Source organism: Nocardia sp. NPDC056611 (assembly GCF_042792755.1).
In the GTDB taxonomy this organism is placed as follows: domain Bacteria; phylum Actinomycetota; class Actinomycetes; order Mycobacteriales; family Mycobacteriaceae; genus Nocardia.
Map to the genome: position 1 here is coordinate 276,013 of NZ_JBHTVV010000002.1, position 18,605 is coordinate 294,617.

Genomic DNA, 18,605 nt, shown 5'->3' on the forward strand with positions numbered 1-18,605 from the left:
TCGACCTGTTCACCGTCCTACGGGGTTAGATAGCGAGCAAAGGTCGGTTCGCCCGGTTGGGGGTGGCCGGTATCGGGTGATGGAGGTGCTCTGGATGGGTTCGCTGTGGCATGGCTTCGCCGATATGGGTGCGGTCGAGCGGGACGGGTCGTTCGTGGTGGCGCGGGGCGAGGGCGCCCGCATCTGGGACGAGGGTGGCACAGAGTATCTCGATGCCACCGGCGGACTCTGGTTCGCCAATGTCGGCCACGGCCGCCGCGAGATCGCCGACGCGGTGGCCGCGCAGCTGACCCAGGTCGCGCACTACTCCAACTTCGGTGACCTGGTCTCGCCGGTGACCCGCGATCTGGCCGAGCGGCTCTCCGCGCTCGCCCCGGTGCCGGGCAGCAAGATCTTCTTCACCTCGGGCGGCTCCGACGGCATCGACACCGCCGCCAAGCTGGCCCGCCGCTACTGGCAGGAGATGGGCCGCCCGGAGAAGACCATCCTGGTCGGACGGCAGAAGGCGTACCACGGCATGCACGTCGGCGGCACCTCGCTGGCCGGGATTCCGGTCAACGGCGAGGGCTACACTGGGGTCTTCATGCCCGACACCCGCACCATCGAATGGGATCAGGCCAAGGCGCTGACCGCGCTCATCGAGGAGCTCGGCGCGGAGCGCATCGCGGCCTTCTTCGCCGAACCCATCATCGGCGCGGGCGGCGTCTACCTGCCGCCGGAGGGCTATCTGGCCGAGGTCCGCCAGATCTGCCGTGACAACGACATCCTGTTCGTCGCCGACGAGGTCGTCACCGGCTTCGGCCGCATCGGCGGATCCTGGTTCGCCTCGTCGCGTTTCGGCCTGGAACCGGATCTCATGACCACCGCCAAGGGCCTCACCTCGGGCTATGTCCCGATGGGCGCGGTCTTCGTCGCACCCCGCATCGCCGAGCCGTTCTTCTCCGGCGGCGTGTGGTGGCGGCACGGCTACACCTACGGCGGTCACGCCGGCGCGGCCGCCGCGGCCATGGCCAATCTCGAGATCTTCGAGCGCGAGAACCTCTTGGAAGCCAGCAAGAACCTGGAAACGCTACTGCACGAGCACTTCTCGCCGCTGGCCGACCACCCGCGCGTGGCCGAGGTCCGCAGCGGCCTGGGCGCGGTCGCCGCGGTCCAGCTCGCCGATCCGGCCGAGGCGCTCGGGATGGTGAAAACCCTGCGCACGCACGGTGTCTCGACCCGCGCGGCCGGTCAGGGCGCGCTGCAGATCTCGCCGTCGTTCGTCATCACCGAGGCCGAGGTCGTGCAGATGGCCACCCGGTTCGCCGCCGCTCTGGGCTGAGCGGCGACCGGATCAGTGATCGTGCCCGCCGGACAGCTCTCCGGCGGGCACGTGGCGTAGCCGGGCCACGGCCAGCACCGCCACCAGCAGCGCGCCGACCGCTGCCACCCCCGCGGTGACGTGCACCCCGTGGATGAAGGCCGTGCGTGCCGCGACCAGCACCGTCGCGCCGACGCTGTCGGGCAGCGTCGCCGCCACCTGTACCGCCTCGCCGAGGGTCTCGCGCACCGCGTCCGCGCCGGGCAGACCGTGCGGCAGCGAGTCGGCGAGATCGGCCCGATAGATGGCCAGACTGATGCTGCCGAGGATCGAGATGCCCAGCGCGCCACCGAGTTCCGCGCCGGTCTCGGACACGCCCGAGGCGGCTCCGGCCTGCTCGGGCGGCGCGGAGCCGACGATCAGTTCGGTGGTGATGCCGAAGACCGGCGCCAGCCCCAGTGCGATGAGCAGCGACGCGACCACCGCCGCGACCGGTCCGCCGTCCACCGTCAGCCGGGTGAGCATGGCCAGACCGATGGCGGCCAGCACCATTCCGGTCCCGATCAGATACGCGGGCCGCACCACGCGCACGATGCGCGGGGCCGCCTGCGAGCCGATGATGAACCCGACACTGGACGGCGCCATGGCGACACCCGCCGCCATCGGCGTCATGTCCAGCACCAGCTGGAAGTACTGGGCCACGAACAGGAAGTAGCCGAACGCCACGAAGATGGCGATCACATTGATGCCCAGCGCCGTCCGGAACGCGCCGAGCCGGAACAGCCGCAGATCCAGCATGGGATCGGGTCGCGTGAGCTGGCGCCGCACGAACAGCGCGCCCGCCACCAGGCCGCCCGCGACGGCCACCAGCGCCACCGGGCCGAGGCCGTCCTGCGCGACCGTCTTCATGGCCAGCACCAGCGACACCATGGTGACCACACTCAGTGCGGCACTGGTCAAGTCGAGCCGCCCGGCCTCGGGATCGCGGAACTCCGGCAGCACCCGGGGACCGAGCACCAGCAGCAGCGCCATCACCGGGACGGCCAGCAGGAACACCGACCCCCACCAGAACCGTTCCAGCAGTACACCACCCAGCAAGGGGCCGACCACGCCGCCCGCGGAGAACGCGCTCACCCAGGTGCCCACGGCCAGCGACCGCTGCCGGGGATCGCGGAACATGGTGAAGATCAACGACAGTGTCGAGGGCGCGATGGTCGCACCGGCGACACCGAGCAGCGCCCGGCACCCGATCAGGAACTCGGCGGTGGGGGAGAAAGCCGCCACCACCGACACCGTTCCGAACAACACGCCGCCGGCCAGCAGCAGACGTCGCCGCCCGATCCGGTCGCCGAGCGTGCCCATGGTGATCAGCAGACCGGCCAGCATGAAGCCGTAGACGTCGATGATCCAGAGCAGTTGCGCGCTGCTGGGATGCAGCGTCGAACTGATCTGCGGCACCGCCAGATGCAGCACCGTGAGATCCATGGCGTAGACCAGGCAGGCCAGCGCGAGCACGCCGAGGCCGATCCATTCGCGGCGCCCCGCCAGCTCCGGCCGCTCGCGGGCGGCTGTGACGAGGGCGGTATCCACGACGAATCGTCCTTCCGGTGGGGGTGTGGCCGCGGGGGCGACGGCGCGCCCTCCACCATCTCACCGCCCACCGACCGACGCGCAACCGAATTTCGGCCCGGCAGCGGCAGTATGCTGCGGAAATGGTCGAATTCGAGAGCTACCGGGCCAATCTCGAGGTGGCCGACCTCACGCCCACCGTCGAATTCCTGCGCGATGTGCTGGGCTTCGAGGTCGAGGTGGACGAGCCCGCGATGGGATTGGCGCTGCTGCGGCGCGGCGGGGTCGGGCTCGGGGTGGTGCGCACGCCGAATCCGGCGGTCAACGAGACCACCGCGGGATATGTCGGCGTGGCCGATGTGGACGCGCTGTACGCGCATTGCCTGCGGCACGGCGGCGAGATCACCGCCGAACTGACCGAGCACCCCTGGGGGCTGCGCGATTTCGTGCTGCGCATTCCCGGCGGCCACCGGCTCGCCTTCGGTCAGCGCATCGCTCGGTGAGTCTCTAGATCACGATGGGATGGTCGGCGACTACCCGCCCGCCGATCCGGGCCCAGCCGTCGGAGTCCCATTCGGTGAACAGCTGCGAGCCCTGCCCCTGCGTGATGTGCAGGCCGCGGGTGAGCAGCGCGGTCAGCTCGATGGCCGCCGAGCCGGTGGCCTCGTCCTCGGGAATTCCCAGGCCCGGGGCGAACATTCGGGCGCGGACGCCGGCACGCGATTCGTTGGTCCAGGCCCAGCAGTAGTGCTGGCCGCCGGGGAAGTCGGCCGGGTCGAGGGTGGCGAGCAACGCCGGATCCTCGAACTGGTGGAATTCGAACGACGGTGACCAGGCGGCGCGGGCGCGGGCCCAGGCCATACCCTCGGTGAGCGCGACCTCGACCGGCCCGGCGGGGACATCGATGACCTTCACCGGCGTGCGCTGCTCGTTGAGCCACCACGCGGCGCCGATGCTGGGCAGCCCGGCGAAGGACAACTCGACCGCCGGGGTGTAGATGCGCATCGCCGCCCGCCCGTCGGCCGGGTCGTCGACCACCGCGGTGAGCGCCTGGCCCACGCGGGCGGCGAGCGCCTGATGGTCGATGTGCTCCACGGCGGAGCGGCGGACGATGCCGAGCGGGCTGCCGAATCGACCGGCCGCGTCGGTGAACACACGCACGACCTCGATCTGGGCGCTATCACTTTCCGGAACGGTCATGTCACGCGAGCTTACCGACAGTTATCGATTCGCGGGAGGCCCACAGGTATCGAGCATGTCGACCAGGGCGCTCTTCTCGGTGGGTTGCACGCTCAATCCCCAGCGCTCCTTGACGCTGACCCAGCGGCGCGCGTACTCGCACTGGTACGCCTGCCGCGGCTGCCACTGATCCGGTGACTTGGAGCCCTTCTCCTGATTGGCTTGCTTCTGGACCGCGAGCAGATTGCCGACGTCGTTGGCGAACTTCTCGCGCTGCTCGGGCTGCCACTGCGAGGCCCCCGAGCGCCAGGCGTCGCCGAGCGCGACCACGTGGTCGACCTCGATACCCGAGGATGTGAAGCGGTCGTAGGGAATTCGCTCCCCGGTGTAGGGATCGTCGAGTGTCCCCGACAGCACTAGGCACGAATTGCTGTCGCCCACAAGGGTTTCCGTGAGGTCGCGCTTCATCACCTGTTCGCGTGCGGTGCACCCGCCGCTGAGCGCCGGCTCGCCGCCGCGCCCGGACCAGCCGGGGCCGAAGGCGTTGCGGTCGTAGGTCTCCCAGTTGCGGTTCCACGCGACGGGGAGGCGGTCCAGTCCGGCCCGCGCCCGGGCGGCGTCGAGGATCGGGGTGCCCGCCTGCTCGGGCGGCGGGGGCGATTCGGCGGCGGGGGTCTCGTGGCGATTCAGATAGAGCGCCAGGCCACCCGCGGAGAGCGCGATGAGAAGCACGGAGGAGGCGAAGAGTCTGCGCCGGCGACGCCGGGCTGGGGTCCGGGAGCGCGGAGGCATGCGGGGGAGTCTAGGTGGGCAATTCGGATGTTTCGGGCATTGTTGCCGGATTGCAGCAATCTACTGGCAAATATGCAGGCAGATAAGGCGAGGGGCCGGACACCCCGTGGTGTCCGGCCCCTCGCCGAGAATCCGCGTCCCGGGCAACAACGCCCGCGATCGACTAGACGGCGGCCGTGGCCAGCGCCTCGGTCGACGCCACGGCCTGGCCCACGCCCGCCACGATCGCGGCCGCGCGCAGCGCCTCGAAGATCACCTCGCGCGACACGCCCGCCTCGCGCAGCGTGTGCTCGTGCGCCTCCAGGCAGTGCTGGCAGCCGTTGATCGAGGAGACCGCGAACGACCACAACTCGAAATCGACCTTGTCCACGCCGGGAGTGCCGATGATCTGCATGCGCAGGCCCGCGCGCAGATCGTCGTAGCGGCCCTCCAGGAATGCCTTGCCGCGGTAGAACACATTGTTCATACCCATGATCGACGCGGCGCCCAGCGCGGCGTTGTACGCCTCGGCCGACAGCACGTCGGCCGCCTCCTCGGCGATCTCCCGCAGCGTGGTCGCGGACTTGGTGGCCGCGGCCGAGGCCAGCAGGGTGCCCCACAGCTGCTGCTCGTTGAGTACGGTGCTGCGCGCCATGGAGGACAGGTTGAGCTTGAGGTCCTTGGCGTACTCGGGCAGCGAGTTCTTCAGATTATCGATGGTCACGACGAAATTCCTTACGAGCCTTGCTTACACCGACGCGGTCATGAGCTCGCCGGCCTGGATGGTCGGGTCGCCCTTCTTCCAGTTGCAGGCGCACAGCTCGTCGGACTGCAGGGCGTCGAGCACGCGCAGCACCTCGTCGACATTGCGGCCGACCGAACCGGCGGTGACCGACACGAACTGGATCTCGTTGTTCGGGTCGACGATGAAGGTGGCGCGGTCGGCGACGCCGTCGGCGTTGAGCACGCCGGTGGCCGCGGCCAGTTCCCGCTTCAGGTCGCTCAGCATCGGGAACGGGAGCGTCTTGAGCTCCTCGTGCTGGGCGCGCCACTGGAAGTGGACGAACTCGTTGTCGACGGAGGCACCCAGCACCTGCGCGTCGCGATCGGCGAACTCCTCGTTCAGCTTGCCGAAGGCGGCGATCTCGGTCGGGCACACGAAGGTGAAGTCCTTGGGCCAGAAGAAGACGATGCGCCACTTGCCGGCGTAGTCGTCGCTCGAGATCTGGGTGAAGTAGTCGTCGGGCTGCTGAGCGTTCACCTTCGAGAGATCACCGCCGATGACAGCCTTCAGGTTGTACGCGGGGAACTGATCGCCGATGGTCAGCAGTGCCATGAATGCTCCTCGTTGTAGTCATGCCGATTGTGTCGAGACTTCTGTATACGATCCTGGCCGAACAGCGGTGAGAGGTAAAGGTGATCGGTCGCACTACACTCATAGGCGTGACTGATCAAACTTATCAGCCCACCCTGTCACAGCTGCGTGCGTTCGTGGCCGTCGCGGAGTACCGGCACTTCGGTACCGCGGCGACCCGGCTCGGCGTGAGCCAGCCCACGTTATCCCAGGCGCTGGCATCACTGGAAAACGGACTGGGGCTGTTGCTGATCGAGCGCAGTACGCGCCGTGTGCTGGTCACCGCCGACGGCAAACGTTTGCTGCCGCAAGCCATCGCGACCCTCGAGGCCGCTGACCGATTTGTCGCGTCGGCCGCCGGCGAGGGGCTGCGCGGCACCCTGCGGCTGGGGATCATCCCGACCGTCGCCCCCTACGTGCTGCCCACCCTGCTGCCCGAATTGCGCAGGCGGGTACCCGCTCTCGCGCCGCACGTCATCGAGGACCAGACCGCCCGACTGCTCGACGGCCTGCGGTCGGGCGTGCTCGACGTGGCCATGCTGGCGCTGCCCGCCGACGCGCCCGGCCTCGTCGAGATACCGCTCTACACCGAGGAGTTCGTGCTGGTCGTGCCGCGCGGCCACGAGCTGGCCGGCCGCTCCGACCTGACCCCGGCCGACCTCGACGCGCTGCCGCTGCTGCTTCTCGACGAAGGCCACTGCCTGCGTGATCAGACCATGGACCTGTGCCGTACCCACGACGCGCACCCGGGCGCGGTCGGCGACACCCGCGCCGCGTCGCTGGCCACGGTGGTGCAGTTCGTCGCGGGCGATCTCGGCGTCACCCTGATCCCGGCCATGGCGGTCCCGGCCGAGACCTCACGCGGCACCCTGGAGGTGGCGACCTTCGCCGCGCCCGCGCCGGGCCGCACGGTCGGGCTGGCGTTCCGGTCCTCCACCGCGCGCGGCGACGACTACGAGTTGCTCGCCGAGATCATCCGCGAGGGCCGTCCGCGCTGAGCTCTCGCGCCGGACCGGCTCGCCGGGCGCCACGACAATTCCGACAACCTGCGCGGTTGCGTCACTCTGGGGCGTCTGAAACGCTCGAGCCATGCGCGTCCATCACCTCAACTGCGGCACCATGGGATTCGGCGTCATCGATCACTGCCTGCTCGTCGAGACTCGCGACGCGCTCGTGCTCGTCGACACCGGGTTCGGGCTCGAGACCGTGCGGCAGCCCGGAAAGATGCTGGGTGCCAGCCGTTTCCTGATGGGCGCGAAACCGTCCGAGGGCGAGACCGCGATCCGCCAGATCCAGGCGCTGGGCTACGACCCGCATGACGTCCGGCACATCATCCTCACCCACCTCGACCTGGACCATTCCGGCGGACTCTCGGACTTCCCCGAAGCCACCGTGCACATTCACGGACCCGAATTCCGGGCCGCCACCGCCACACCCACCCTGTCCGAGAAGCTGCGCTACCGGGCCGCGCAGTGGGCGCACGGACCCAAGTGGATGGTGAACGAGGTCGAGGGCGGCGAGGACTGGTTCGGCTTCACCGCGGTGCGCGACCTGCCCGGGCTGCCGCCGGAGATCCTGGTGGTGCCGCTGCTCGGTCACACCCGCGGTCACGCCGGGGTGGCCATCGATCACGGCAACGGATGGCTCCTGCACGCCGGTGACTCGTTCTTCACCGAATCCAGCATCCACCCCGAGGAGCCGTTCACGCCGTTCTGGTGGAAGGTGTACGAGACCGGGTCCATCGCGGGGGAGGCGTACCGGCTGAACCAGCGGCGATTGCGGGAACTGCGGAAGCTGCACGGGGACACGGTGACCGTCGTCAACTCCCACGACGCGGGGCTGTTCGCGCGAATCGCCGGGCGATGAACGACCGGTGGGCACGGAGGCTTCCGGCCGCGAGTGATCCACTGTTCGTCTACGGCACCCTGCGGTTCGAAGCCGTGCTGACCGCGTTGATAGGCCGCGTCCCGCGGATGGAGCCCGCGCGGTTGATCGGGCGGCGGGCCGCCGCGCTGCCCGGGCGGGCGTATCCGGGACTGGTCACCGCGACCGACGCCGTGACGGCGGGCTTCGTGCTCACCGGGCTCACCGCCGACGACTGGCGGGTGCTCGACGCCTTCGAGGACGACGAGTACGACCTGACCCCGGTGTCGGTGCATCTGGGGGAGCGCGTCGGGTCCGCGTGGACCTACACCTGGACCGCCGAGGTCGCCGAGGCCGATTGGTCGGCCGCCGACTTCGAGACCGGGCACCTGCCGTATTACGAGTCGAAATGTGCTGCGTGGCGGCGGGATCTGGTCCTGCTCAGCGAGACTGTATGACACGGGGCACACTCGTGCGGTAGAAGTTGGTCGCATGGATGCACAGGGCACTGATCGGACCGTGACGGGTGCGCGCTCGCAGGCGCTCGGAGATCTGCTGCGGCGCAGCGCCGCCCGGGTCCCGGACAAGACAGCGCTGGTGTGGCGCGATCGGCGCGAGAGCTACGCGGATCTGGACGCGGCGGTGAACCGGGTCGCGCACAGCCTGGCCGATCGCGGTGTGGAGCAGGGGGATCGGGTCGCGATCTACTCGCACAACTGCCGCGAGTTCGTGCTCCTCTACGTCGCGCTGGCCCGGCTGGGCGCGATCTCGGTGCCGATCAATTTCATGCTCACCGCCGACGAGGTGGCGTTCATCCTCGAACACAGCGGGGCGGTCGGTTTCATTGCCGAGGACGGCCTCGCCGAGCAGGCCGAGGCCGCGGTGAAACATCTGGGCGACGGCCAGATCCGGCTGCTCGGCCGCATCGGCCTCGGCGACCTGCCCACGACGACCGGATGGGAGGACGTGAGCGCCTGGGAAACCCATTCCGACGCCTCCGCCCCCGAGGTGTTCGTCGACGACGACGACCCCATCCAAATCATGTACACCTCCGGCACCGAGTCGCGCCCCAAGGGCGCGGTGCTGTCGAGCCGCGCGCTGATCGCGCAGTACACCAGCGTCGTCGTGGACGGCCGTATGAGCGCCGACGACATCGAGGTGCACGCGCTGCCGCTGTACCACTGCGCGCAGCTGCACTGCTTCCTCACCCCCGACCTGTGGCTGGGCGCGACCAGCATCCTGCTGCCCGGCCCCGATCCGGCCACGGTGCTGCGCACCATCGAGACCGAACGGGCCACCAAACTGTTCTGCCCGCCCACGGTGTGGGTCTCGCTGCTGCGCCACCCCGACTTCGACAGCTACGACCTGTCGTCCCTGCGCAAGGGCTACTACGGCGCGAGCATCATGCCCGTCGAGGTGCTGCACGAACTGGCCGAGCGCCTGCCCGGCGTCGGCCTGACCAACTTCTACGGCCAGACCGAACTCTCGCCGCTGGCAACGGTTCTCGCACCCGAGGATCAGCTCGCCAAGCCCGGGTCGGCGGGACGCCCGGCGCTCAATGTCGAGACCCGGGTGGTCGACGATGACGACAATCCGGTCGGCGTCGGTGTCGTCGGCGAGATCGTGCACCGGTCCCCGCAGGCCATGCTCGGTTACTGGAACGATCCCGCCAAGACCGCGGAAGCCTTCCGCAACGGCTGGTTCCACAGCGGCGACCTGGGCGTGCTGGACGCCGACGGCTACCTCAGCGTGGTCGACCGCAAGAAGGACATGATCAAGACCGGCGGCGAGAACGTGGCCAGCCGCGAGGTCGAGGAAGTCCTCTACGAACACCCGGACGTCTCCGAGGCCGCCGTGGTCGGCATCCCGCATCCGCGCTGGATCGAGGCGGTCGCCGCGATCGTGGTGGCGCGCAACGGAATCGAGCCGGACGCGGCCGCCGTCCTCGCCCACTGCAAGCAGCGCCTCGCCGGATACAAGGTCCCCAAATACGTGACCTTCGTCGACGCGCTGCCCAAGAACCCCAGCGGCAAGATCCTCAAGCGCGAATTGCGCACGCGGCACGCGCATCTGGCCGCGCAGGACTGATCACCCGATCAGATCCACATGGGCGATGTTCGCCCGATCGCCGGGGTCCGCACTCGGGGCCCCGGCGAACCAGGCGTCGAGAATCTCGCTCAGCTGCGCGCGCGAGGTGAGGCGCAGACTCAGCGCCAGCACGTTCGCGTCGTTCCACTTCCGTGCTCCCTCAGCGGTATAGGCGTCCACACACAGCGCCGCCCGGACACCGGCGACCTTGTTGGCGGCGATGGACGCGCCGGTGCCGGTCCAGCAGCACACGATCGCCTGCTCGGTCCGGCCGTCGGCGACATCGCGCGCCGCCGCCTCGCAGGCCCACGCCCAGCCGTCGCGCTCGTCGGGATCGAGAGCCCCGTGCACGGTCACCTCGTGCCCGCGCGTCCGCAGCTCCTCGACCACGGCCATGGCCACCCCGGTGTCCTCGTCTGCGGCAACCGAAATCCTCATGCGGTCATTCTCCTCATCGAGGGCCGGGATCGGGGGGACCTAGCGGTTGGTGACGCGCGCGAGCGCTTCGGGATAGCGCGCCCCGGCCACCGATTCGGCCGGTGCGGTGGCTTCGATACGGGCCAGATCCTCCGGAGACAGCACGATCTCGGTCGCGGCCACGTTCTGCTCGAGGTAGGCGCGGCGCTTGGTGCCGGGGATCGGGACCACGTCGTCGCCGCGGGACTGCACCCAGGCCAGGGCCAATTGCCCCGCGGTGACGCCCTTCTCGTCGGCCAGTTCCCGCAGGGCCGCGACGATGGCGAGATTGGCGTCGATATTGCCGTCGGCGAACCGGGGCAGGCGGCGGCGCATGTCATCGGCGGGCAGGTCGGCGGTGGAGGTGATCGCGCCGGTGAGGAAGCCGCGGCCCAGCGGCGAGAAGGGCACGATGCCGATCCCGAGTTCCCGGCAGGCGGGCACGATCTCGGCCTCGATGTCGCGGGTCCACAGCGACCATTCGCTCTGCAGCGCGGTCACCGGGTGGACGGCGTGGGCGGCGCGGATGGTGTCGGCGGAGGCCTCGGAGATGCCGAGGTAGCGGACCTTGCCGGCCTGCACGAGTTCCGAGAGCGCGCCCCAGGTCTCCTCGATGGGCACGTTCGGGTCCACGCGATGCTGGTAGTAGAGGTCGATGTGGTCGACGCCCAGCCGCGCGAGGGACTCGTCGCAGGACTGCCTCACATACGCGGCGTCACCGCGCGCGCCGAGCGTGCCCTGCTCACCCCAGACGATGCCGAACTTGGTGGCCAGCACGACGCGGTCGCGGCGGTCGGCGATGGCGCGGCCGAGCAGTCGCTCGTTGGTCTCCGGGCCGTAGACGTTCGAGGTGTCGAGCAGGGTGACGCCGAGGTCCAGGGCCCGGTGGATGGTGGCGATGGACTCGGCGTCGTTGTCCTGGACACCGTAGGCGCCGCTCATGCCCATGCAGCCGAGGCCTTGGGCGCCGACGGTCAGCTCGCCGAGCTTCCTGGTCGCGATCATGCGATGAATCCTCCTCGGTAGGAATGGAATTCGCGGCGGTTCGCCGCCTGCCCACGACGCTACGACCTGGAGTGCGCTCCAAGTCAACCGTGTCGCGGGATCAGCGGCGGTTGGGCAGGTGGTGATGCAGCAGGACGGTGAGCTGGGTGCCCGCGTCGGTGAAGGGAAGGGCGGATTTCAGGGCGCGGCTCTGCACGATCGCGCCCTCGATGACCGAGAGGGCGAAGCCGGACAGGGAACAGGCGGTGGCGCGCTCGATGCCCGCGTCGACCAGGCCGTCGGCCAGCCGGGCGGTCCATTCGGAGAAGGCCTGACCGGCGGCCGATTGCAGGGTCGGGTCGAGTTCGTCGAGGGCCGCGGCCATCATGAACGATCCCGCGCGGAACTCGCTGGTCTCGAGCTGGCCGCGCCAGAAGCCGAGTAACTCGTCGACCCAGCCGTCGAGGGAGGGCGCGACCGGCAGCGCGTCGGACATGCGGCTCACGTGGGAGTAGACCATGCGCGACACGATGCGGGCCGCGGTGGCCACCAGCTCCCCCTTGCCCGAAGGAAAGTGCTGGTAGAGCGAGTTTCGGGAGGCGTTGCTGCGTTTGAGGAGTTCGTTGAGACCGGCCGCGTGCACGCCGTGTTCCTGGACGGTGGTGATGGTGCTCGCGATCAATCGGGCGCGTGGTCCCGCCGTCATTGCAATTTCCTCCAGCCCTTGTGTGAACCGATCGGTCCATGTTAAACCTAACCCATGTGGACCGATCGGTTCATATGGGAAAAGAGGAAATCCGCGCATGTCAGCCCAGATCGCCACCGCCACCCCGGTAGCCCACGCCGCCCTGCTCGGCCTGGGCGTGTACCGGCCACGCCGGGTGGTCCCCAACGCCGAGATCGTCGACCGCATCAACTCCTCCGACGAATGGATCCGGACCCGCTCCGGCATCGAGGCCCGTCACTGGGCCGATGACGACGAGACCATCGTCGGCATGAGCACCGCCGCCGCCCGCGACGCGCTCGACGCCGCCGGGGTCACCGCCGAGCAGATCGACGCGGTCATCCTGGCCACCTCCTCGCAGATGGTGTTGGGACCGTCCGCCGGAGCCGTGGTCGCGACCGAACTCGGCATGCACGACACCGCCGCCTTCGACGTCTCGGCCGGGTGCGCGGGCTTCTGCTACGCGCTCGCCAACGGGGCCAACCTGGTGCGCGCCGGTCAGGCCCGCCACGTGCTGGTGATCGGCGTGGAGCGGCTCTCGGACCTGCTCGACCAGGACGACCGCACCTGCGCGTTCATCTTCGCCGACGGTGCGGGCGCGGTCGTGGTGGGCGCCTCCGACGTCGAGGGCATCGGGCCGGTGGCCTGGGGCTCGGACGGCAGCCAGACCGCCGCGATCAAGCAGGACAAGGACTTCAAGACCTACTTCGCCGAGGTCGCCGCGGCGGAGGCGACCGGCGGCACCACCGAGCGGCCCTACATCCGGATGAACGGCGCGGCCGTATTCCGCTGGGCCGTCACGTTCTTGGAGAAGGCCTGCCGCGCCGCGCTGGACCAGGCCGGCGTGAACGTGGAGGATCTGGACGCGTTCGTGCCGCACCAGGCCAACGGGCGCATCACCGACGCGCTGGTGCGGGCGCTGCACATGCCCGAAAACATCGCTGTCGCACGGGATATCGCGGAGGCGGGCAACACCAGCGCCGCGTCGATCCCGATGGCGATGGAGCAACTGCTGCGCTCGGGCGCCTCCAAGCCGGGCGACACCGCGTTGCTGCTGGGCTTCGGCGCGGGCCTGGCCTACGCCGGTCAGGTCGTCACGCTCCCCGCGATCGCGTGACGAACGGCCCGCGGACAACGAAATCCGTTGTGTGAAACGACGAAAAACGAAGCGCCCCGCACAGCCTGGCTGTGCGGGGCGCTTCGCTACGGAGCGGATCGACTAGACGGTCACGCTCGCACGCAGCGCGTGCGGCTCGATCGCGCCGCGGACCAGGGCCCGCTCGTCGATGGTCTCGGCCTTGTAGGGCAGGGTCGACAGCGTCTCGGTCATCTTCGTGACCGGGTCCGCGATGGCGGCCGGGGTGCCGAAGATGAACGTCCACTCGTGCTCGTCGCTGACGTACGGAACGACGGTCTCGAACAGGTTGTGGAAACGGGTCCACGAACGCTTCAGGGTCTCGTTGCGCCACATGGTCTGACAGCCGGCCTGCGCGGCGAGCACGCCGCCCTCGGCCAGCAGCGCCTTACAGCGGTTGAGGAAGTCGTCCTCGTAGAGGCGGTTGTGCTGCGCGTCCTCGACCCGCTCGTCCGGCAGGTCGATGCAGATCATGTCGTAGCGCACGCCCGCGGCCTCGGCCTTGGCCAGGAAGTCCCAGCCGTCGGCGTAGTGCATCTTGATCGGGCCGGTCTGCGCGACCGCCTCGGCCAGGTCGGCCTGGGAGTAGCCGTAGGGGAGGTGCTCGGCGCACAGCTCCACCTCCAGCTGGTCGATGTCGACGTGGTCGACGAGCGAGGCGCCCGCGGCCACCGACATCTGCGAGGCGACACCCTCACCGGAACCGATGATCAGCACCTTGTCCAGCTTCGCGGCCAGCGCGTACCCCGGGACCAGCATGGCCTCGTGGTAGGTGAGCTGCGAGAACTCGGTGGACTGGCGGTCGTCGTCGGAGAACAGGGAGATGCCCTGCTCGGTCTTGGCGATGACCATGTGCTGGTACGGGGTGTTGGTGTCGACGATGGTTTCCGTCGTGTTCCACACCCGGGTCAGACCCTCGCCGACCGGCTCGTGGATCCGGCGGGCGGTGTGGCCGCGCTGGATGACCTCGATGTTGACCGACCCCGGGGACAGCTCCTGCTGCAGCAGTTCGACGGCCTTGGTGGCGCCGGAACCGATACTGCCGCAAGTGAATACGTCGACGAAGATGTCGCCGGACTCAGGGTAGGTGTGGATCGAGGCGTGCGACTCGGCGAGCAGGGCCAGGATGGTGACACCCTGCGGCTCGAACTTCTTGCGCACGACATCGCAGATGGTCACCCCCGCGGCGACCAACGATTTTCGAAGCGCGGTTTCGAGTCGTTCGAGGTCGTCGCAGAGGGCAGCGTCGACACCACCGAACTCGGCCAGCACGTGCCAGCCGGTGAATTCTGCCGTGATCATGGCTAAAACTCACTCTCGCTCAGCGCCAGTGACATGGACTGTCAGTGGCGGAAAACCGTTGAAGGACACCGACGAATAGCTCGCCGTATAGGCGCCGGTCTCGAGGATCCGAACGGGATCACCGGCTCGCAACGTGGTCGGAAGGAGGACACGCGTGCGTTGATAGAGTACATCGTCGCCATCACACGTAGGACCAGCGACTACCGCCTCGTCCTTCGGATCCGCGTCCCGATCGGTTTCGAATCGGTAGGCGATGTACTCGTTCTCGGTTTCGGCCATGCCGTTGTAGCGGCCGATATCGAGGTATATCCAGCGCCGCCCGTCCGGCGCTCGGCGAACATTCACCACTTCGGCGTGGATCACACCGGTGTTGCCCACGAGGGCGCGACCGGGCTCCACTACCAGGGCGGTGTGTTCCGGGAGATAGCGGGCCGCCGCATCGGCGATCGCCGCACCCAGCTCCGAGACCCCCGGAGCCGGATCGGCGTACGAAATCGGAAGTCCCCCACCGATATTCACCGCCGTCACTGGAATGTCTTTGATCGCCAACGCTTCCGCGATGGCGCCGGCCTGCTCGATCCCGATGCCCCAGGCCTTCGGGTCCAGCTGCTGCGAGCCGACGTGGAAGTATGGGCCGACCACCGTCAGGCCCAGATCGTGCGCCCGCACCAGCAGCCGCTTGGCCTCACCCGGCGCGCAGCCGAACTTGGTCCCGAACGGGGTCTGCGACTGCGGGGCCGAGGACAGGAACCGGCACTCGACCTCGGAGCCCGGCGCATGCTCGGCGATGCGCTCCAGATCGTCCTCGGTGTCGAAGGCGTAGCGTCGCACGCCCGCCGCGTAGGCGGTGGCGATCTGGGAGGCCTTCTTGATCGGATTGCCGTAGCACATGACGGCCGGATCCACGCCCTGCGCGAGACAGAGCTCGATCTCACCGACGCTGGCGACGTCGAACTCCGCGCCCTCGTCGTTCAGCAGCCGGATGATCTCCGGCACGGGACTCGCCTTGACGGCGAAGCGAATTCGTGCCGCGGGTAGGGCGGCGTGCAGTGCGCGATAGTTCGCGCGGACCTTGTCGAGGTCGATGACCAGACAGGGCGACTCGGGCATGTTTCGACCGGGCAATCTAAGGGAACTCTTTTCTGTCGGCCAGGGCGGCAGGGACTCAGGCAACCTGCGAGACAATACACGCGTTGAGCCTCGAAAAACGAACCGGTGGACGATCGATTACGTCACTCTAACGCCGGGATTCGTTCATTTGCCCGAGGCGGCGTCTGACGAGAGTGTGACGGCGGACGGCCCGGGCCCGCACTCGATCGGCGGCCGCCGGAGTCAGCCCGCGGTGATCGACAGATCGTCGAAGACCACTTCGCCCGCGGCGTCGGACTCGGCCAGATCCACGATGGCGTCGATTGACCAGCCGTGGTCGCCACTGGGGTCGTCGAGCACCTGGCGGACATCCCAGAATCCCGGCCGCTGCTCGACCCGGAACAGCTGTGGCCCCCGGGCGTTCGGACCGGTCCCGATGGTGTCGTATTCGTCGAAATAGGGTGCGAGTTCGGCCGCCCAGTCCACGTCGTCGCCCATGTCCTCGAGCGCGTCCCAGTGTCGCAGCGCGGCCAGATCCACCCGCCGGAACATGGCATTGCGCACCAGGACCCGGAACGCCCGCTCATTGGCGCTGATCGGCCGCACCGTCTCCGCCCCGAACGCCACCTGCTGCTCGTCGCCCTCGGCGCCGGGATTGGTGAGCTGCTCCCATTCGTCGAGCAGGCTGGAGTCGACCTGCCGGATCAGCTCGCCCAGCCACTCGGTGATGTCGTCGAGTTCCTCGGTGCGGGCCTGCTCGGGCACGGTCCGCCGCAGCGCCCGGTAGGCGTCGGCCAGATACCGCAGCACCACGCCCTCGGAGCGGGCCAGCTCGTAACCCGACACCAGTTCGGCGAAGGTCATGGACCGCTCGACCATCTCACGCACCACGGCCTTGGGGGAGGGCTCGAACTCCGACACCCAGGGATGCCCGGCCTTGTAGGTCTCGAACGCGGGCTCGATGAGTTCGGCGGCCAGAGGTTTCGGCCAGGTGACCTCTTCGAGGAGCTCCATCCGCTCCTCGTACTCGATCCCGTCGGCTTTCATCTCCGCGACCGCCTCGCCGCGCGCCTTGTGCTGCTGGGCCATCAGCAGCTGGCGCGGATCCTCGAGGGTGGACTCGATGAGCGAGATCACGTCGAGGGTGTAGGTCGGCGACTCCTTGTCCAGGAGTTCCAGCGCGGCCAGCGCGAACGGCGAGAGCGGCTGATCGAGCGCGAAGTCGCGCTGCAGATCCACCATCAGCCGGGCGTGCCGGCCGTCGGCGTCGGGTTCGTCGAGCTGTTGCACCACGCCCGCGTCGCGCAGCGCCCGGTACAGCCGGATCGCCTTGAGGATGTGCCTGCGCTGCGCCGCGCGCGGCTCGTGGTTCTGCTCCAGCAGGTGCCGCATGGCGTAGAAGCAATTGCCCTTGCGCGCAATCACATTCAGCAGCATCGAGTTGGTCACGTTGAACCGCGACACCATGGGTTCGGGCGAGGCCGCCACCAGCCGGTCGAAGGTCTCCTCCGACCAGGACACGAAACCCTCGGGCGGCTTCTTCTTCTGGACCTTCTTGAGCTTCTTGGGGTCGTCGCCCGCCTTGGCGATCAGGCGCGCGTTCTCCACCTCGTGCTCGGGGGCCTGCACCACGACGGTGCCCATGGTGTCGTAACCCGCGCGCCCGGCGCGGCCCGCGATCTGGTGGAACTCGCGGGCATTGAGCCGCCGCGTGCGCACGCCGTCGTACTTGGTGAGCCCGGTCAGCATGACCGTGCGGATCGGGACGTTGATGCCGACGCCGAGGGTGTCGGTGCCGCACACCACCTTCAGCAGTCCGTCCTGTGCCAGCTTCTCGACCAGGCGGCGGTACTTGGGCAGCATGCCCGCGTGGTGCACGCCCACGCCGTGGCGGATGAACCGCGACAGCGTCTTGCCGAAGCCCGTGGCGAAACGGAATTCGCCGATGGCCGCGGCGATCGCCTCCTTCTCCGCCTTGGAGGACATGTTCACGCTCATCAGCGCCTGCGCCCGCTCCATGGCCGCGGCCTGGGTGAAGTGCACGACGTACACCGGCGCGAGGCTGGTGGTCACCAGATCCTCGAGCGTCTCGGTGATGGGGGTGCGCACGTACGAGAAGCTCAGCGGCACCGGCCGTTCCGAACCGGCGACGATGGCGGTCTCGCGCCCGGTCCGCCGGGTCAGGTCCTCGGCGAAGAAGTCGACCTCGCCGAGGGTGGCCGACATGAGCAGGAACTGGGCCTTGGGCAGCTCGATCAGCGGCACCTGCCACGCCCAGCCGCGATCGGGATCGGCGTAGTAGTGGAACTCGTCCATGATGACCTGGCCGACATCGGCCGCCGCGCCCTCACGCAGCGCCAGATTGGCCAGGATCTCCGCGGTCGCGCAGATGATGGGCGCGTCCGGGTTCACCGCCGCGTCACCGGTCACCATGCCGACCCGGTCGGCGCCGAACACCTCGCACAGCGCGAAGAACTTCTCGCTCACCAGCGCCTTGATCGGCGCGGTGTAGTAGCTGCGCTCGCCCTTGTTGAGCGCGGCGAAGTGCGCGCCGATCGCGACCAGCGACTTACCCGACCCGGTCGGCGTGTTGAGGATGACGTTGGACCCGGTCACCAGTTCCAGCAGCGCCTCTTCCTGGGCCGGGTAGAGGTTCAGGCCCTCCGAGCCCGCCCAGTCGGCGAAGGTCTCGTACAACCAGTCCGGGTCCACGTCGGAGACGGCACGGTCGGGAACCAATTCGGACAGCTGCACGCCGACAGACGTTACCGGTCGGCGCCGGGTAATCCCG

Annotated in this window: 18 protein-coding genes; 7 read left to right on the plus strand and 11 right to left on the minus strand. The window is 68.8% G+C overall.

What is annotated here, in order from left to right:
- The first annotated feature begins 94 nt into the window (after window positions 1-94).
- Window positions 95-1,321 carry an aspartate aminotransferase family protein gene (locus tag ACFRAQ_RS09710; RefSeq protein WP_379096713.1) on the plus strand — a complete coding sequence of 409 codons (1,227 nt, stop codon included), beginning with the start codon at window positions 95-97 and terminating at the stop codon, window positions 1,319-1,321.
- Window positions 1,322-1,333: 12 nt separating this feature from the next.
- Here the strand turns inward: ACFRAQ_RS09710 and ACFRAQ_RS09715 are convergent, their stop codons facing one another.
- The gene (locus tag ACFRAQ_RS09715; protein ID WP_379096716.1) at window positions 1,334-2,890 is read right to left on the minus strand and encodes an MFS transporter; all 1,557 of its coding nucleotides are present in this window, start codon (window positions 2,888-2,890) and stop codon (window positions 1,334-1,336) included.
- Between the two features lie 122 nt (window positions 2,891-3,012).
- Between ACFRAQ_RS09715 and ACFRAQ_RS09720 the strand changes: the two genes are divergently transcribed.
- On the plus strand, window positions 3,013-3,372 hold the full coding sequence (locus ACFRAQ_RS09720; protein WP_379096719.1) for a VOC family protein: 360 nt from the start codon (window positions 3,013-3,015) through the stop codon (window positions 3,370-3,372).
- A 4-nt stretch (window positions 3,373-3,376) separates the two neighbouring features.
- Here ACFRAQ_RS09720 and ACFRAQ_RS09725 read toward each other — a convergent pair whose 3' ends face one another.
- The 4 genes from ACFRAQ_RS09725 to ACFRAQ_RS09740 form a co-directional block, all read right to left on the minus strand.
- On the minus strand, window positions 3,377-4,069 hold the full coding sequence (locus ACFRAQ_RS09725) for a PhzF family phenazine biosynthesis protein (protein WP_379096722.1): 693 nt from the start codon (window positions 4,067-4,069) through the stop codon (window positions 3,377-3,379).
- A 21-nt stretch (window positions 4,070-4,090) separates the two neighbouring features.
- Entirely contained in the window at window positions 4,091-4,840 is a 750-nt protein-coding gene (locus ACFRAQ_RS09730) for an HNH endonuclease family protein (protein ID WP_379096725.1), read from the minus strand.
- 163 nt (window positions 4,841-5,003) lie between these two features.
- Window positions 5,004-5,543: a carboxymuconolactone decarboxylase family protein gene (locus tag ACFRAQ_RS09735; RefSeq protein WP_379096728.1), complete on the minus strand. Its 540-nt coding sequence runs from the start codon at window positions 5,541-5,543 to the stop codon at window positions 5,004-5,006.
- 24 nt (window positions 5,544-5,567) lie between these two features.
- Complete coding sequence (locus ACFRAQ_RS09740; protein ID WP_213556646.1) at window positions 5,568-6,155, minus strand: peroxiredoxin; 588 nt, start codon at window positions 6,153-6,155, stop codon at window positions 5,568-5,570.
- Window positions 6,156-6,262: 107 nt separating this feature from the next.
- Here ACFRAQ_RS09740 and ACFRAQ_RS09745 point away from each other — a divergent pair, with 107 nt between their 5' ends.
- The 4 genes from ACFRAQ_RS09745 (at window position 6,263) to ACFRAQ_RS09760 (ending at window position 10,124) form a co-directional block, all read left to right on the plus strand.
- On the plus strand, window positions 6,263-7,171 hold the full coding sequence (locus tag ACFRAQ_RS09745) for a LysR substrate-binding domain-containing protein (RefSeq protein ID WP_379096732.1): 909 nt from the start codon (window positions 6,263-6,265) through the stop codon (window positions 7,169-7,171).
- Between the two features lie 91 nt (window positions 7,172-7,262).
- On the plus strand, window positions 7,263-8,039 hold the full coding sequence (locus ACFRAQ_RS09750; RefSeq protein ID WP_379096735.1) for an MBL fold metallo-hydrolase: 777 nt from the start codon (window positions 7,263-7,265) through the stop codon (window positions 8,037-8,039).
- Window positions 8,036-8,494, plus strand: coding sequence for a gamma-glutamylcyclotransferase family protein (locus ACFRAQ_RS09755; RefSeq protein WP_379096738.1), 459 nt, complete (start codon window positions 8,036-8,038; stop codon window positions 8,492-8,494). The genes ACFRAQ_RS09750 and ACFRAQ_RS09755 overlap by 4 nt, the downstream gene beginning before the upstream one ends.
- A 34-nt stretch (window positions 8,495-8,528) precedes the next feature.
- Complete coding sequence (locus ACFRAQ_RS09760) at window positions 8,529-10,124, plus strand: acyl-CoA synthetase (protein WP_379096741.1); 1,596 nt, start codon at window positions 8,529-8,531, stop codon at window positions 10,122-10,124.
- Here ACFRAQ_RS09760 and ACFRAQ_RS09765 read toward each other — a convergent pair whose 3' ends face one another.
- From ACFRAQ_RS09765 to ACFRAQ_RS09775, 3 genes are all read right to left on the minus strand, one after another.
- A complete protein-coding gene (locus tag ACFRAQ_RS09765; protein ID WP_379096744.1) occupies window positions 10,125-10,562 on the minus strand; it encodes an RpiB/LacA/LacB family sugar-phosphate isomerase in 438 nt (145 codons plus the stop codon).
- Window positions 10,563-10,601: 39 nt separating this feature from the next.
- On the minus strand, window positions 10,602-11,585 hold the full coding sequence (locus ACFRAQ_RS09770; RefSeq protein ID WP_379096747.1) for an aldo/keto reductase: 984 nt from the start codon (window positions 11,583-11,585) through the stop codon (window positions 10,602-10,604).
- A gap of 100 nt (window positions 11,586-11,685) precedes the next feature.
- On the minus strand, window positions 11,686-12,270 hold the full coding sequence (locus ACFRAQ_RS09775; protein WP_379096750.1) for a TetR/AcrR family transcriptional regulator: 585 nt from the start codon (window positions 12,268-12,270) through the stop codon (window positions 11,686-11,688).
- A 97-nt stretch (window positions 12,271-12,367) separates the two neighbouring features.
- Here ACFRAQ_RS09775 and ACFRAQ_RS09780 point away from each other — a divergent pair, with 97 nt between their 5' ends.
- Window positions 12,368-13,405, plus strand: coding sequence for a beta-ketoacyl-ACP synthase III (locus ACFRAQ_RS09780; RefSeq protein ID WP_379096753.1), 1,038 nt, complete (start codon window positions 12,368-12,370; stop codon window positions 13,403-13,405).
- Between the two features lie 102 nt (window positions 13,406-13,507).
- Here the strand turns inward: ACFRAQ_RS09780 and speD are convergent, their stop codons facing one another.
- The 3 genes from speD to ACFRAQ_RS09795 form a co-directional block, all read right to left on the minus strand.
- Window positions 13,508-14,722 (minus strand): adenosylmethionine decarboxylase, encoded by a 1,215-nt coding sequence (gene speD / locus ACFRAQ_RS09785; RefSeq protein ID WP_379100177.1) that lies wholly within the window; start codon window positions 14,720-14,722, stop codon window positions 13,508-13,510.
- Between the two features lie 12 nt (window positions 14,723-14,734).
- Entirely contained in the window at window positions 14,735-15,835 is a 1,101-nt protein-coding gene (locus ACFRAQ_RS09790) for a type III PLP-dependent enzyme (RefSeq protein WP_379100179.1), read from the minus strand.
- A gap of 222 nt (window positions 15,836-16,057) precedes the next feature.
- Window positions 16,058-18,526, minus strand: coding sequence for a DEAD/DEAH box helicase (locus ACFRAQ_RS09795; protein ID WP_379100181.1), 2,469 nt, complete (start codon window positions 18,524-18,526; stop codon window positions 16,058-16,060).
- Window positions 18,527-18,605 lie beyond the last annotated feature (79 nt).